This window comes from Caballeronia sp. SBC1, assembly GCF_011493005.1.
Lineage (GTDB): Bacteria > Pseudomonadota > Gammaproteobacteria > Burkholderiales > Burkholderiaceae > Caballeronia.
On record NZ_CP049157.1, the window covers coordinates 1,797,706 to 1,812,419 of the forward strand.

Genomic DNA, 14,714 nt, shown 5'->3' on the forward strand with positions numbered 1-14,714 from the left:
CGATCGACGTGCGAGGAGCACACGTGAACAGCCCATGTTCGGTCAGCGCCGCGGATATCGAGCTGGACATCGAGCGCTATGAATTGCGCCGAGGCGGCCAGCGAATCCGCCTTGAGCGCATGCCGATGGAGTTGCTGATCCTGATGGCGTCGCGCAGCGGGCAACTCGTGACGCGGGCAGACATCGTCAAGGCGCTGTGGGGTGGAAACGCGTTTCGCGACACCGACAATGGCATCAATACGGCGATCCGGAAAATTCGCATCGCGCTTGGCGAAGACCCTGAGAACCCGCGCTATCTGCTGACAGTGAAAGGCAAAGGCTATCGCCTCGAGGCGGTACGAATCTCTTCTCCGCCGCCGCCCCCGGTCGCGCCGCCGGCCGCCGTGCGCGTGCTCGTCCTGCCCTTCGAAAACAAGAGCGATGATGCGAGCCTGGACAACTTTTGCGACGCGTTGGCCGACGAGACCTCGGCGAATCTCGGCATGCTCAATCCTGAGCAGATTGCGGTCATCGCAAGAACGACCGCCGCCTGTTACCGGCACACTCGCAAGAGCATTGCGGAAATAGCCCATGAACTGGGGCTCGACTACGTGCTGGAAGGCGCGTTGACCCGCGATAGAGGGCGAGCGCGCGTCCGTGCGCAACTGGTGCGCTGCTTCGATCAGACGCAAGTCTGGAGCGGCTTGCGCGAAACGACGGCGACAGACGCGCTGGACGTGCAGAAGGAGGTGGGCACCGCGCTTGCCGAGCAGATCGCGCCCGCGCTGGGGGAGCAGCAGCGGCGCATGCTGGCAAGGCGCCTGCCAATCGATCCTTGCGCACACGATGCGTATCTGCGCGGCCGGTATTACTGGACCCGTCGCGTGCATTTCGACGCCGGCTTCGCCGCCCATCACGGGCTTAGCGCGGAGGACTTCATTCGAGCGCGCGGCTACTTCGAAGCGGCAATCGATCGGGATCCGACTTATGCGCTGGGCTATGTCGGCTTGTCCAACGTTCATGGCGCAACAGCGGCGCATGGTTTCTATGCCGCTCGCCAAGGCTACCCACGAGCGCGCGAAGCAGCGCTACGTGCATTGGAGCTCGACGCCGATCTTCCGGAGGCTCATCAGGCACTGGCTGGCGTACACTATTTTTATGACTGGGATTGGCGCAAAGCGGAGGCCGAGTTTCTGGAAGCGCTGCGTCTGAACCCGAGCCATGCCGAGACCAGCCGGCTTTACGCGAGGCTGCTGCTTGTGCTTGGGCGGGAGGCGGAGGGGAGAGCTCAATTCGAGCGTGCCGAGAAGACCGACCCGCTTGGATTCGAAGGCTCACGCGTATTCGGCCTCGTGCAGTCAGGCAGATACGAAGAAGTCGTCAAGGAGTACCTTGCTGCCGGTCATGGCAATCGTTCGCCGCTGGTGTATCAGTTGCTGGCAACGGCGTTCGAAGTGCAGGGTCTATACAAGGAGGCCATTGACGCGTCCATCGAAGCACTGACGCGTTGCAACGAGTTCGCCAGAGCCGAGCGTATCCAGACAGTCTGGGAATCCGGCGGCTACGACGCGGTCCTGCAATGGTATTTGCAGGACTTGCAGGCAAGACGTCAAAAGGGCTACACGTCACCGCTCCTGTTTGCGGAACTCTATGCGCGGCTCGCGAAACCGGACGAGATGTTTCATTGGCTCGAACTGGCAGTGGCTGACCGCTCTCCACGCCTGTGCGAATTGCGCACGAATGCGTGGTTCCGTCGCTACCGGTCGATGGGGCGGTTCCGGGATATCGAAAAACGCATCGGTCATTAAAACACGCGCCGTATCTGGCCACGCTGACACGTACGGCGGAGTGCGGCATCCAGGGAGTCAGAGACCATGAACACCAGAGACAAGCCTTTAGCCCCTGTGAATCAATCCGATCGTCCGCGAGGCGTTGTAGCTGGTCTGGTCTATGTGTTCGAGCGGGTCATGCCGGATCCGTTTGTCCTTTCAATTGGTCTGACGTTCTTTGTCAGCGTGATCGCCGTCGCTTTCGCGCCGCATGGCTCGGTGCCGGTCGTGCTCGCGTCGTGGTACTCGGGCACGTTCAACATCCTCGGTTTCGCGTTGCAGATGATCCTGATTCTCGCAACCGGATATGCCATTGCCGACGCGCCCATCGTTCAGCGAGGCTTGCGTGCCCTGGCCGCGAAGGTACAGACGCCGACTCGCGCCGCGCTGATTGTATTTCCAATCGTGGCGGTTGCAGCGTGGCTCAACTGGGGGCTCGGCCTGGTTGTGGGCGCCTTGCTGTCGCGTGAAATCGCGCGGCGGGTGAAGGTGGATTTCGCGTGGCTCGTCGCGGGCAGCTACTCTGCCTGGTCGGTTTGCAATAGCGGCTTATCGAGTTCGATAGCGTTGTCCCAGGCGTCTCACGGTAATGCGTTAAATCTGGTGGAGAAAGCCACAGGGCAGGTGGTGCCCTTGAGCGAGACGGTTTTTGCGCCGTTTGTCTTCATCCCGACGGTGCTGGTGGTCGTCGTCATGACGGCGATTTTTATCTGGATGCATCCGAAGCAGGAGCAGGTCGTTGCGTTCATCGATACGCAAAGCGGTGACAACACGTCAGGCGCCGCAAGCGAGGCCGATCCACACGCGCGCGTGGCGTCGTCGGGGACATCGGGGGCGTCGTTGTCATTTGCTGCTCGTGCCGAAAATTCGCCGCTCGGCACAGTATTCCTGTTAGCGCTAGGCGTGGGTTACCTCGCGATGACGTGGCATACCAAGGGCTTCGAACTCGATATCAACACGACGATTCTCATCTTCCTGCTCGCGGGCCTGGCCTTGCAACGCACGCCGATCGCCTATGCCGACGCCATCCGTCGCGCCGCCCGGCAGACCGGTTCGATGCTTCTGCAATACCCGGTCTACGGCGGCATCATGGGGATCATGACGGGCACGGGCCTGGCGTCGATGATCGCCAAGAGCTTCGTGGCAATCGCCACGCCGGCAACGTTGCCGGTATTGAGTTATTTGAGCTCGCTGATTATCACGTTGCTGATTCCGAGCGCGGGCGGTCACTGGGCCGTGCAGGGGCCATTCGTCTTGCCCGCTGCGCTCAGTCTGCATGCATCGGTTCCGCGCACGGCAATGGGTGTTGCCATGGCAGAAAACGTCTCGAACATGCTGCAGCCGTTCTGGGCGGTCCCGGTTGTTGCGATCGCCGGGATACGGATCCAGCGCGTGATGGGGTACACGGCCGTGACTTTCGTCGTGTCGCTGGTGATTTACGCGGCCGCGCTTTGGCTGATTCCGTGATCCAGGCGTGATTCGTGATCGGAGCAGTGAAGCCCAGTTGTGGATCGGTGGATCGATCCGAAACGTTCAGCGCGAAGAATCTCTGCCTGCCCCAAACAGAAAAGCCGCGCTGATATGAGCGCGGCTTTTGTACAAAGCTCGCGAGAGACGCGCGCTTTTACTCGCTTTCAGTTACTGGGCTTGAATCTTTCGCGGCTTCGGGGGCGCCTGCACTTTGCTGTACTGAAACTCTGGCGTGTCCTTCAGCGCTTGCTTCGTTGCACCCGCCAGATAGAAGTTTCCGTTGCGTATGTCGAGCGAGCCAATGGGTACGGCGACATCATGCGTCGCGACGCCAAGGAAGCCGCCAGTGGAGATGATGGCCGCCGATACCGTCGTATCCGGTGAAATCACCAAGTCGAGGATAGAGCCAATCTTCTCGTTCTTGTCGTTGTAGACCGCTTTCCCGAGGATGCTCTTTTTAGCGCTCCAACCTTGCAGCAATGCTTGCGACTGTTGGACCGTGACAGTCAGCGGCTGGGTGCCGGCCACTTGTGCTTGCGCTGTGATACTTGCCGTGCCAATCAGGGTTGCAAGCAGGGTTGCACGCGTCACGTTCTGCCAAACTTTCATATTGATTTCTCGTTTTATTAAGGTGCACGAGATTGAGCAAGTCTTGTGCCTGCCTTGTGGCGATCGCGCTACGCTGCGTCATTGCGTAGCTGTTACCTGGTGGCAAAGGGGTGTCGCCGAGCTACCCCATACCGTGCTGGGTTGTCCGAAACACCGAACTCTGCGCGTCCTTAATGGGCGAACTGCGAGCGCGCCTCAGACACGATCGGCTTCTGGCTTCGCTTTTCGTTCGCTTACCGCCATGGTCAGATTCAAGAGCCCGTACAGTTCGCCCGCACTCGTCGCTTCGACTTCAACGTCGCCCATTGTCAGGCGCAACCGTCGACCCGCGCGACCTTGCAGCCAGGCGCTGGTCGCAGCGGTGAGTATTGACCCGGCGACCGGGGTGAACGGGACCAGAAACTCCCCAACGAGCCCGTCGCCTCCGTCCGCGCGGTCGGTCGTAAAGGTGACCGCACTAATCTTGCTGCCCTCCGCGCGCGCCAGGCTATAAAACTGCCGCAGTTCGCGTTGGTAGGCGGGGCTGAAAGATGCGTCGTCGCCTGACGCGCGGACCAAGGTCAGGCGCAGGGTTTCCGTGGTCGGCATGGCGTGTCCCGCTGTATGTGATATGCGAAATTATCATATATATACGGACGGAGATAGTGTCGGCGCTTGGCGCCCTGGGGACCGATCTATAACCTGATTTGCCGAAGTCTGACCAAGCGGCTCGCAACAAACCCAAACTGGCATGGCAGCAGCTCAGTTTCCTTCAAATCCCCTGCGGTCCCTTCACCTGTGGGCGAGAACCATGAGCAACGACGAAATGGCGTAAGCCAAATTTCGATGCTTGGGGTGCGCTCAAGCAATGCGATGCCCGCGGGTTCTTTTCGTCTTGCACAAGGGCTGAGCCCCGGGGACTTGCCAAGTGCCCGGTTCCGCAGGATGCTGACTGCTAGACTTGGGAGGACAGCAAATGCATGCCACTACTCCATTACAAGCACAAGCAACCAAACCAGAGGCGGCCGCCCGACTGCTTGAGCTAATCCAGATGCGGCTCATTTCAGAGGCAATTCACGTTGTGGCGGCACTGGGAATTGCCGATTTACTCGCCGATGAGTCCAGGAGCATCGAACAACTGGCTCAAGCGGCCGGCGCCAGCGCGCCTTCCCTTGGGCGCACGATGCGAGCACTGTCGAGCTTTGGCGTCTTTTCAGAAGAGACGCCAGGCCGCTTCGCTTTGGGACCCGTGGGTGAGCTGCTCAGGCATGACACAGTGGGGTCTTTGCACTCCGCGGCTCTGTTCTTCGGCGGCGCAGACGGAGCGAGCGTCGTGGAGCTTTTCGAACACTGCGTCAGGACGGGTGAAAGCGCGAGCCAGAAACTCTCTGGCGCCTCCAACTGTTTCGATTGGCTCCTCAGCAACCCCGAGCGGACGAAACACTTCAACGCCACCATGACCGCGTTCTCGGCCCTTCATATGAGCGGGGTGCTGGAAGCGTATGACTTTTCTTCAGCTACAGAAATCGTCGATGTGGGTGGAGGGCATGGAAGAATCATTGCTGACACCCTGACGCGGAATCCGGGCATGCACGGCATATTGTTCGATCTGCCTCACGCGTTGGCGGGTGGTCAAAGCACGATTGCGCAAGCTGGATTGGAAGACCGCTGCGAGGTCATGTCGGGCGATTTCTTTGTCTCCGTTCCGGCCGGCGGGGATACCTATCTTCTTTCCCGGGTAATCCACGATTGGGACAACGAAAGGGCAACCGCAATCCTTACGATCGTCCGCCGGGCTATTGCCGCCAACGGCAAATTGGTCTTGTTGGAAGCCATGCTGCGTCCGGCCGCGAGGACCGTCTATCCCCAACTCTCCGACCTGAACATGCTCCTTATGACAGGAGGTTGCGAGCGCACCGAGGAGGAATATAGCGCGCTTTACCGCGCTGCCGGGTTCGAGCTGACACGAACGGTCGAAACAATTTCACCTACCGGTACGACCGTGATCGAGGGCAAGCCGATCTAGAGCTCGCGCGTTTTGAACGCAACACCTTCAATCGCACGAGCGTTTCGCGTTCAAGGTTCATCGATCAAGTGCGCTGGCCAGAACCGGATCCCACTTCCGATACAGCGCACTGACCACCCATGCCAAAAACAGGGTCCATGCAATCCATGACAAGGCTTCTTCGCCCGTGATGAGTGCGTCGTAGAGCGGCGAGGGCGTGGTCCACAAGATCCAATGCCGGGACACGCAAAACGCATTGACGATGTTCGCCATCGGCTTCGAAATATTGCTGCTGACGAAAGCGGGAAACCCGTAGATTGCCAGGTACCTGACAAGCCGGGCGGAACGCGCGTCGAGCAGGGCTTTGGCGGACGCCTCGCTCTGCTGGTATCCCTGATCGACATAAGATTCCCGTTCGGCGAGACCCCAGAAGCTCTTCAATTCCTGATAGAGCAGGCGTGCGTTGGCGTCTTTCAGAGAAGCCGCCGCCTTGACACGTTGACCCGCGAGCGTGGACCGGCCCAGCGCGACCTGACCGAGGAGCCGGTAAGAGGCGCCTTCCTTAAGCCAGCCTCGAGCTGAGTTTTGCCGCTGCCGGGCAGACTGCCGGACGGATCCGGACGCATTGCGCTCGCCTGCCTCACCCTTCCATTCTTTGTTGAATGTGCTTAGATCGACCTCATGACAGTCGAGTTGCTTCCGCCACTCGGCGGCTTTTTGCATTGCCTCGATTATCTCGCTGTCCTTGAGACGCGGATCATGCCAGTCATCGATGACGACACAGCCGCCATTGGAGAGCACGGCGCAGCCCCCGTTGAGCATGACGAGGCGGCACTCCGTACGTGGCGGCAAGTTCGCCAGGCCAATGGGCGCCGGTCTGGCGGGCTGCTCGGCTAGTGCCGCCAGTATCCTGACGTCTGAATCGTTGAGCTCAATGCCGCGTGTCTGATTTGACTTCGCCGTGCCTTTGGTCCAGTCCAGATAGCGGAAGACCGGGCCATCCTGCCCGGGGTCCATGGCCGGAGCTTTCAGCAACTCGACCTCTTCGAGGGTAGCCTCCTTCGAACTCAGGCGCGCCTGCACGCGAATGCCGCTCAATGGATTGAATACGGTCCAGAGGCTGTCGAGGACCTGCTCCCACGTCAGACGCGAAGGCTCGGCTTGCGCACGTGCTTCGTCCAGTCCGGGCGATGCAATCAGGCTCGCGTCCTTGAGCAAGAACCACGGATTGCACCAGATGTTGTTGACGCTCGCCAGCACGCGCGCCTCGCCGTTCTTATTGGAAAGCCGGTCGAGATCATCGATTTTAAAAGAGTTAGGACCACTGATCCCTTTCGGAAGGAACTTCAGACTGTCGGCGTTGCCTGCGGTAAACTCGTCCCGGCCGGGTGCTCCCTTGTCGGCCATGCGGGTAATGAAACCGGTGGCCGGTTCCCGGTACGCATCGGTCTCACGGCGTTCGAGTTCGACCCACAGGCGGGTAAGGTCGAGTCCTTCAGTCGGATCGCCATGAATCGTGAAACGGTTCCATGCGTCGGCGGTTGGACGATAGGTAACGCCCAGCTTGAATCCACGTCCACCGCTCGCGCGCTTGGTGTCTGCGCGGCCGAAGATCTTGACGGCGTCGCTTGGATCGTCTTCCACGTAGACCAGCGTATCGACCATGACATGGGCTGTCGGTGCATCCGCCGCGGGAACTGACAGACGCAGCATGGTGGCATGGGTCAGCGTGTGCTCGTAGACCTGCTCGAGCCGTCGCAACGCAATCACGGCGAGGCTGCCGGGAACCCTCGGCATTTGCTCGGGCTCGTGTCCGCTTTTCAGACTATTGATCAAGAACTCAAAGCTCCGGTCCCATGCAGCTTCAGGTCGAAGCGGTGCTCTGGCAAAGGGCGCTGGGGAGCGGGAAGCCGATGCATCGGACACGGCAAAGTGTGAATGGCTCAAGGCGCTGGCAAGCGCCGGCCATGAGCGGAAGGGCTGCTCCGGCATGTGGCCAAGGTCCCAATTGGTCACTGACGTAATCCATTGATCAAATGTGGTGTCGATCTTTGCGACACCGGCAACGTGCGCCACAAGCAGTAGCGCGGTCAGCAGACTGTCCGGGCTGGCGTCCTTGATAAAGAACACCATGCTGTCCAGCACTTGCGCGGGACTTTGCCCAGCCAGCTTCTTGAGGGGCGGCTGGGTGAGCAACGTGGACGCCGTGCCGGCCACCACGCTGCACAATGATGAATCGTGCGGACTTTTTTTCAACACAATCCCGGCGATGCCTGAATCGCGAGGGAACCCCGCACCCAGCGCGACAGCCAGACGGCCGTTGAGCGCTTGTAAGGCCTCTGGCCCTGACGTATCTACCGCGATCACGCGTGATCGAGCGTTCTTGAGGGCGTCAAGGAAGGCGGTGATGTCCATAGGGTATCAATCAGCGTGGGTGATTGTAATGTGTGTTGTCAATTCGTAAGTTATACGTAATTTGTCCGCGCGCGCTCACCTGAGCGTAGTTGCAGACATTGACGGCGACTGTGCGATGTCCCACCGAAGAAGTTGCCAAGGCAGCCATACTGCCGGGGTTGAGTCGTGGCGAGCCGCCTGCGCCGCCTGTTGCCGAGTTCAAGTGAGGACTTATGGCCGACCAGGAAAATTCGATTTTTGACGAGACGCGCATTGCTGCGCTGCCGACACCACTCGCCATTGCTATCGTCGATTACAAAAAAGAATATAAAAACGAAAACGACGAAAGGTTGCACTTGCTCAAGCTCTGGCACGCTTGCGAGGCGGTCGAACTGCTTGTCCGGCTGCTCGTTCTCACCTGCATAGGTGAGCTGTACGCAGGAAACAAATTGAAAGCGACTCTCGTCGATTCGCTGCGCGACCGAATAGAGCGGCCCACGCTAGGACTCTGGAAATCCATGCTGATCGATCTGATCGGCGCGATCTCGCCCGCTGACAGCGTGCTCGTCGAGCTACGCGACATGCGTGTGGTCATTGCAGATTTTTTCGACGGAGCGAAGGCCGTTCGCACCAGCGACGGGCCGGACATGCTTACCTCGTTTTCAGCGCTTCGAAACCGTCTGGCTCATGGAGGGGGACTGACCGACGGGGCGGCCGCCATGCTGCTGGATGCGTGGGAAGACAGAATCAACGCGTTTCTGCAGCGCTTCCACTGGCTCGGCGACTTGTCGTTCTACGCGCGCTCACCGGACGGCAAGTTAGTTGTTCTACGTGGAAAAGTGCCTCGGTGCGTCGTGGACCCGGTAACGCTCGGACGAGACCTGAATGAAGATGAAGTCATCGTGGTCCGGCGTGATCGATGCATGGTGATTTGGCCCCTCGTCAGATATGGCATCCCATGGGTTTCGACACAGAATTTATTGCCAAGGGATACGGTGGTCGAAATCTACGCGCGGCGCAGCAACGTTGAAGGCTTTCACTACACTCCCATCGGCTTGCGCCTGGCTTACTGGAGTTCGAGCAGAGCGAACGCGACAGCCAGGTTCATGGAGATGTTTCCCCCAGGAGCAGCCACGGGCTCGAACTTGCGCAGCAACGACGCAGCAGAGAGCTTCAGACGAGAGATCAGCAAGGACGCAAAGCTCTTTGTGGGGCGCCAGAATGTGCTGGAGCAGGTGCTTGACCTGGTCCGTGCACCCCCGCGCACTCCCATCCCGCTGCTTTGGCTTTCGGGAACAGCTGGCATTGGGAAGTCGATCCTTGTTGCCAAGGTCGCGCATCGCCTGGTGGCGGAAGCGAAAGAGTCGTCCGGCGCGAAGCTGCGGATCGTGCCGTACCGGTTTCGGCGGGGAGACCCCAGATGCTCGCGCGAACAGTTCTTTATGCTGGCATCGCGCAGTATTTCCCGGACGAACAAGACCGCCGGGCTTGGGGACTACAAGTCGGAAGCATTGCACCGAGCGCTTACCGTGCTTCCGCGCGATGTCAAATGCATCTTCGTCCTTGACGGGATTGACGAGATTGACGAGCTCGACCCGGCGTTTCTATCCGACGTTTGCATAAAGCTCGCACACGAGTTTGCGGATCGCGGCAACGTCACGTGGTTTTTGGCCGGCCGCGCGCATTCTCGCAATTCATTGCTTACCCAGAGGCTGAAGGACGCCGGAGCCGATGACATCTTCCGAGACGGACTCGAGAAGATGACCGACGAGGACATTCGCGCGATCTTGCTTGACCAGACCGGCCCCGCGCGCAACGCGCTTCTCCTCAACGACACGACTACACGGACCGAACTGTTTCCGCTGCCTTCGTCCAGGGAATTCACGACGCAACTCGACGCGGGTATCGTACCCGCCGCGGTGTTCACCAAACTTGCCGGTAAAGGATACGAGCTCAGCGCGTCGGCTCGTAGTTACCCTATCCGTCAACGCACGCAGCCTGGCGCAGGGGATAAAGGTGCAAAGAGTACTTCGTGGCTCGTCGACGATACACGCGGCAAGATGTATTACATCGAGCGGGGTCCGTTGGACCTGCAGGTCTGTTCGGACAAGGTGGACAGCGAGTTTGTCGATCTTGTCACCAAGCGATCGGAGGGGCTGCCCCTTTATGTCAGGTACGTGGTGCTCGATATTCTTGCCGGTCGATTGGTGAAGCTGGACGGGCGGGAGCCACTCCCAGAAGGCCTGACAGCCTACTACCGGCAGCTTCTTAAACAGCAGGACATCGGTGTTGAACAGACGCTTCTCACACCGGTCCTGTGCCTGATAGCCATTGCCAAGGAGCCGCTTTCCAAAGAGCAGATCTTGTTGCGCCTTCGGAGTTATCTTTCAGAAACGGCGAGTGCCGACGACTGGTTTGAAACCGTCATTCTCAAGTTGTCGACCATGTTGCGCGGAGGAACAGACGGACAAACGGGAAACAGCTACAGCCTCTACCACCACTCGCTGCGCCAACACCTCGAAGAGGATGCGGCGACCAGCGACTCAGTGAAACTGGCGCAGGAGTGGCTGGTAAGCCGGGCCTGTGCGTGCGCGTCATTGGAGGAAGCTGGGCCATTCGCTGTGTACTTTGCGCGCCACGGCGTGGTGCACCTGCTCGAGGCCAACAAAATAGCCGAGGCAGTCAAGCTGCTCGATCACCTGAAAACCCGGGCGGACCGGCAGACATCCTTCCCACGCGGCTACCTTTCGTCGGTGACCAGCAGGAAGGTTGGGCTCGCCCTGCACAACTGGCTGGAGGAACGGACTTCGGACAAGCTGTCTGACGCCGAGCGCAAGGCGCGGGATGCCGCCGCGCGGGCCATGTCGCCACGGGCGCTTGCCAACATTATCTTCGACACCTATGAAACAGGCATATACAGCGGAGTCCTGCGTATCCTGATTGAATTCAACTACGAAGAGTGGTGGCGTCCCAACAAGGAGGGCATCCGCGACCGGTTCATTACTCCGTACGACATGGTGGCGAAACACACGGTAGGCGAGGCGTTGAGTGACGTATTCCAGATCGCGAGCGTGCCAAGGCGAAGAAAACTGATGGCGGAAATCAAGGCGAAGGCGCTCGGCAAGAATATCGAGGAACGCGAGACGGCCGGCTATGCGCTGCAGGAGATATTCATCGCTAATCCTGATCTGATCGATAGCGACGTTATTTCGCGTTGGTCCGGCAGCGAGACGAATATAGAACGAATGATCCTTGGCGAGCTGCTGGTCAGTTTGGCGCATGACAAGAAAGGCGAGATTGTGAGTCTGATCCACGGCGACGTGTTCTGGAATCCCATCTGGGAAAACAATGCGATCGATATTGATGATTTCAAAGTCCTGACGGAAAAGCATTTGACCGATGGCGCCGCTAATCCCAGGCTGCTGAAGTGCGCAAGCGAGCATGATGAAACCACGAAGCTGCTAAATCGGCTGCTTGCCGATCCGTATGTAAATGGAAATGGAAGCGGAGGAGAGGATCAACCGCTGCTCACGCTCCTGAAAGCCTACGACAAGCTTGCCGCAGGCGACCCGCGGGTGCGAAATGCCTTCCCGGCATTGCTTGCCGCCTTGAAGAAAAACGCCGAAACGAGGCGTGTTGCCAAAGACATCATCAAGGTGCTGTTTTCTCATTCGCTCTGGGCCGTGGCCGAGGCCGCCACGTCGGTAGTAGCGGACCTGGCGCAGGAGGACATTGCCCACCTCAGCCTGATTGACGAGTTGCTGGACGAGCGCGACGCCTATTGGCGCGTGCGTTATGGCACGGTGGATGCCGCGTTCAACGTGCGGGAGCTGGACGATTACAAGCGGCTTCGGCGTGCGCTAAGAGACAATTTCGCGCACGCGAATTCGCGCGTGCGGGGCATATGCTTCGATGAATTTTTCGCGTGGGTGAGACTCGCTGAACAGGAGCAACGCGACGCGATATTGCAAGAATTCGAACCGCAATTGCGGCACGCTATCGAGCACGCTAGTGACTGTTGGGAACTGGAGTACATTTATTTGTTGTTCTCGTTTCTCGATCGCAACGGCGCCGAGGTGAAGACCGGTTCCAAGGCAAAGAAGGGTTCCAAGGCCAAGGAGTGGCTCGGCCCAGATCAGCAGTACTCGACATACTTGGGTAATTCTGAAGTTAAGCCGTTCTATAAACTCAGCCGCGAGGCATTTCTCTTGCGGATCGACAGCATTCGCCGGGAGGAGTTGCGCGCCCGTCATGTGGAGTACGTCGATGACGCACAAACGTAAGCAGGGCGCCGGTCGAGAAGACACAGCCGTGTCGCCCGGCGCGAACGCGACGAGATCAACTTCGGCCAGCCCCCGTGTTGCCGTGGTGGGAGCAGGCTTGGCCGGGCTCACCGCCGCATGGAGGTTGACGCAGGCGGGAGTGGAGGTCACGGTGTACGAGGGCTCGGGCCGGGTCGGTGGGCGGGTACAGTCGGTCGTGGGCCGGCTAGCCCCGGGGCTTGTGACTGAGTTGGGCGGCGAGTTTATCGATAGCACTCACACTGACATGCTTGCGCTCGTCAGGGAGTTTGGCATTCCACTCATCGACACGCAGGTGGACTCCGAGCATGCGCTCGTGCCGTCGTACTTCTTTGGCGGCAGGCACTATTCGGAAGCCCAGGTGATCACCGAATTCGCCCCTCTGGCCGCGCGGATGCGCGCCGACATGGAGACACTTTCGCCCGATATCTCGGCGACCAGCCACTTGCCCCTCGATGTTGAGTTCGACCGCATGTCGATTGCGCAATATCTGGATCGGGCAGGTGCTGGCGGCTGGTTGCGTGCGCTGCTGGACGTGGCCTACGCGACCGAGTACGGAGCCGATATCGGAGAACAGTCGTGTCTTAACCTGCTCTCCGTGGTGCCGCTCGATACGTCGGCGGGTTTCAGTATCTTTGGAGACAGCGACGAGCGCTTCAAGGTCCTTGGTGGCAACGAGAGGATCGCCCACGCGCTCGCCGAGCGGTTGGATGGGCGAGTCGAATTGGAACATCGGCTGGTAGCGGTGCGCGAGCACAGCACAGGACTTGGCCTGGACTTCGTCCGCGATAGCGGCAGCAAGAGTATCGACGCTGATTTCGTTGTACTGGCGATTCCGTTTACCGTGTTGCGGGACATCGAACTGCGACTTGATCTACCGCCTTCGAAACGCCACGCAATTGATATGCTCGGATACGGCAGCGGCGAAAAGCTCATTGTTGGGCTGGGTTCCTCCGTCTGGCGTGACCAGGGGCGCGACGGCGGAGCTTATTCGGACCTTGCGTTTCAGACCGGCTGGGACTCGAGCCGTCTACAGGAGGGCGGCAGTTCCTACACCTTCTTTCTTGGCGGTGCGACCGCTAAGCAACTCAGTACCGGCAATCAGGCAACCCGGGCCACAGAGTACCTGCGTGAGGCCGATGCACTGTTTCCCGGGATGCAGCAAAGCCATACGGGTGTCAGTGTAGCGACCGAATGGTGTATCAATCCGCTCTCTCGCGGTTCCTACTCCTGCTATAAGCCGGGACAATGGACCACCTTGGCCGGGTGGGAAGGCGAGCCAGCCGGCAATCTGTTTTTTGCCGGCGAGCACTGCAGCCTGGCGTTCCAGGGTTTCATGAACGGCGCCGTCGAAACCGGCCGCAAGGCGGCCGAGGCGATTCTTGCGAAGCTTCAATGACCGGGAGAACTCACGCAGCGTTGCGACAACCTGGCGCCCCGCTGTGGCGAGGCGCCCCCACCCTCGCGCAGACGAGGGCAGGCCGCTCAGCCTTTAGATTTGCTCTTCGAACGCTGCGTTACTTGCGCACCCTTTTGATCTTGCGTCTTCCCGAGGGACTTGCTGGGTGCTGCAACTTCCTTCTTCCTGCTCGGCATATCGGTTTCGGCCGCGTGACTTGGTGAAGCCTTTTTGGGCGATGGCATTTTGACCTCCTTACGTGTCGAAAGGACACAATGTTAAAAATAGGCCGCGTGTGGGCGGGAATCAAGAGAACTTGCTTCAATGATGGCGATATTCCCTTGCATCGACGCGATTTCTTCGAAAACCGTGTGTCTTGAAGCGCGTTATCTTTCCCGACCGCCGCCTCGGCGTAATTGGCACATGCACTTTGGCACATGCACTTTCGTCGTTTTGAGGGAGCCGAGGGCGGACGTCGCCCCGGTCGTTGCTCGGCAATGTTGATTTCGGGATTCCGGTCGACGCGTTGAATGGGGCGCACTGCGTTCATCGAACGTCGGCGGGTGCGGGCAGCAATTGCTGCGGTCGCCGTTCATGTACCCGTTGCGCGAACTTCAGCGATCACCCGCGGCCTTGGCAAGGTATTCAAATAGGCGGTGACACGTGTCAGCAGGTACTTAAAGTAATCAGGTCGCCGGATATCAGGCAAAGCATGGCTTCTCTTTTTACTATCCAAGGGCGGGCCGTCC

Annotated in this window: 8 protein-coding genes; 5 read left to right on the top strand and 3 right to left on the bottom strand. The window is 59.4% G+C overall.

All coding sequences use genetic code 11. The features are described 5' to 3' along the window. Positions 1 to 23: 23 nt before the first annotated feature. Together SBC1_RS26075 and SBC1_RS26080 are read left to right on the top strand one after the other, a co-directional pair. Positions 24 to 1,787 (top strand): winged helix-turn-helix domain-containing protein, encoded by a 1,764-nt coding sequence (locus SBC1_RS26075; protein WP_241202187.1) that lies wholly within the window; start codon positions 24 to 26, stop codon positions 1,785 to 1,787. Between the two features lie 66 nt (positions 1,788 to 1,853). After that, positions 1,854 to 3,275 (top strand): short-chain fatty acid transporter, encoded by a 1,422-nt coding sequence (locus SBC1_RS26080; RefSeq protein WP_165100788.1) that lies wholly within the window; start codon positions 1,854 to 1,856, stop codon positions 3,273 to 3,275. Between the two features lie 171 nt (positions 3,276 to 3,446). On the opposite strand, the gene SBC1_RS26085 is transcribed toward SBC1_RS26080, so the two are convergent. Beyond that, positions 3,447 to 3,887 carry a PRC-barrel domain-containing protein gene (locus tag SBC1_RS26085; RefSeq protein ID WP_165100785.1) on the bottom strand — a complete coding sequence of 147 codons (441 nt, stop codon included), beginning with the start codon at positions 3,885 to 3,887 and terminating at the stop codon, positions 3,447 to 3,449. Positions 3,888 to 4,082: 195 nt separating this feature from the next. Further along, positions 4,083 to 4,475: a hypothetical protein gene (locus tag SBC1_RS26090; RefSeq protein WP_165100782.1), complete on the bottom strand. Its 393-nt coding sequence runs from the start codon at positions 4,473 to 4,475 to the stop codon at positions 4,083 to 4,085. A gap of 367 nt (positions 4,476 to 4,842) precedes the next feature. Between SBC1_RS26090 and SBC1_RS26095 the strand changes: the two genes are divergently transcribed. Then, a complete protein-coding gene (locus SBC1_RS26095) occupies positions 4,843 to 5,892 on the top strand; it encodes a methyltransferase (RefSeq protein ID WP_165100778.1) in 1,050 nt (349 codons plus the stop codon). A gap of 57 nt (positions 5,893 to 5,949) precedes the next feature. On the opposite strand, the gene SBC1_RS26100 is transcribed toward SBC1_RS26095, so the two are convergent. Continuing rightward, positions 5,950 to 8,286 (bottom strand): hypothetical protein, encoded by a 2,337-nt coding sequence (locus tag SBC1_RS26100; RefSeq protein ID WP_165989046.1) that lies wholly within the window; start codon positions 8,284 to 8,286, stop codon positions 5,950 to 5,952. A 698-nt stretch (positions 8,287 to 8,984) separates the two neighbouring features. On the opposite strand from SBC1_RS26100, the gene SBC1_RS26105 reads away from it, so the two are divergent. Both SBC1_RS26105 and SBC1_RS26110 read left to right on the top strand, forming a co-directional pair. Next, on the top strand, positions 8,985 to 12,548 hold the full coding sequence (locus tag SBC1_RS26105) for an ATP-binding protein (RefSeq protein ID WP_207958443.1): 3,564 nt from the start codon (positions 8,985 to 8,987) through the stop codon (positions 12,546 to 12,548). Next, complete coding sequence (locus SBC1_RS26110) at positions 12,532 to 13,965, top strand: NAD(P)/FAD-dependent oxidoreductase (RefSeq protein WP_165100769.1); 1,434 nt, start codon at positions 12,532 to 12,534, stop codon at positions 13,963 to 13,965. The genes SBC1_RS26105 and SBC1_RS26110 overlap by 17 nt, the downstream gene beginning before the upstream one ends. The last annotated feature ends 749 nt before the right edge of the window (positions 13,966 to 14,714 follow it).

What these genes read in the sequence shown, in the direction of transcription:
- SBC1_RS26090 (WP_165100782.1), bottom strand. Translation starts at nt 4,475, where the DNA reads ATGCCGACCACGGAAACCCTGCGCCTGACCTTGGTCCGCGCGTCAGGC.
- SBC1_RS26105 (WP_207958443.1), top strand. Translation starts at nt 8,985, where the DNA reads ATGCTGCTGGATGCGTGGGAAGACAGAATCAACGCGTTTCTGCAGCGC.
- SBC1_RS26095 (WP_165100778.1), top strand. Translation starts at nt 4,843, where the DNA reads ATGCATGCCACTACTCCATTACAAGCACAAGCAACCAAACCAGAGGCG.
- SBC1_RS26085 (WP_165100785.1), bottom strand. Translation starts at nt 3,887, where the DNA reads ATGAAAGTTTGGCAGAACGTGACGCGTGCAACCCTGCTTGCAACCCTG.
- SBC1_RS26080 (WP_165100788.1), top strand. Translation starts at nt 1,854, where the DNA reads ATGAACACCAGAGACAAGCCTTTAGCCCCTGTGAATCAATCCGATCGT.
- SBC1_RS26110 (WP_165100769.1), top strand. Translation starts at nt 12,532, where the DNA reads ATGACGCACAAACGTAAGCAGGGCGCCGGTCGAGAAGACACAGCCGTG.
- SBC1_RS26100 (WP_165989046.1), bottom strand. Translation starts at nt 8,286, where the DNA reads ATGGACATCACCGCCTTCCTTGACGCCCTCAAGAACGCTCGATCACGC.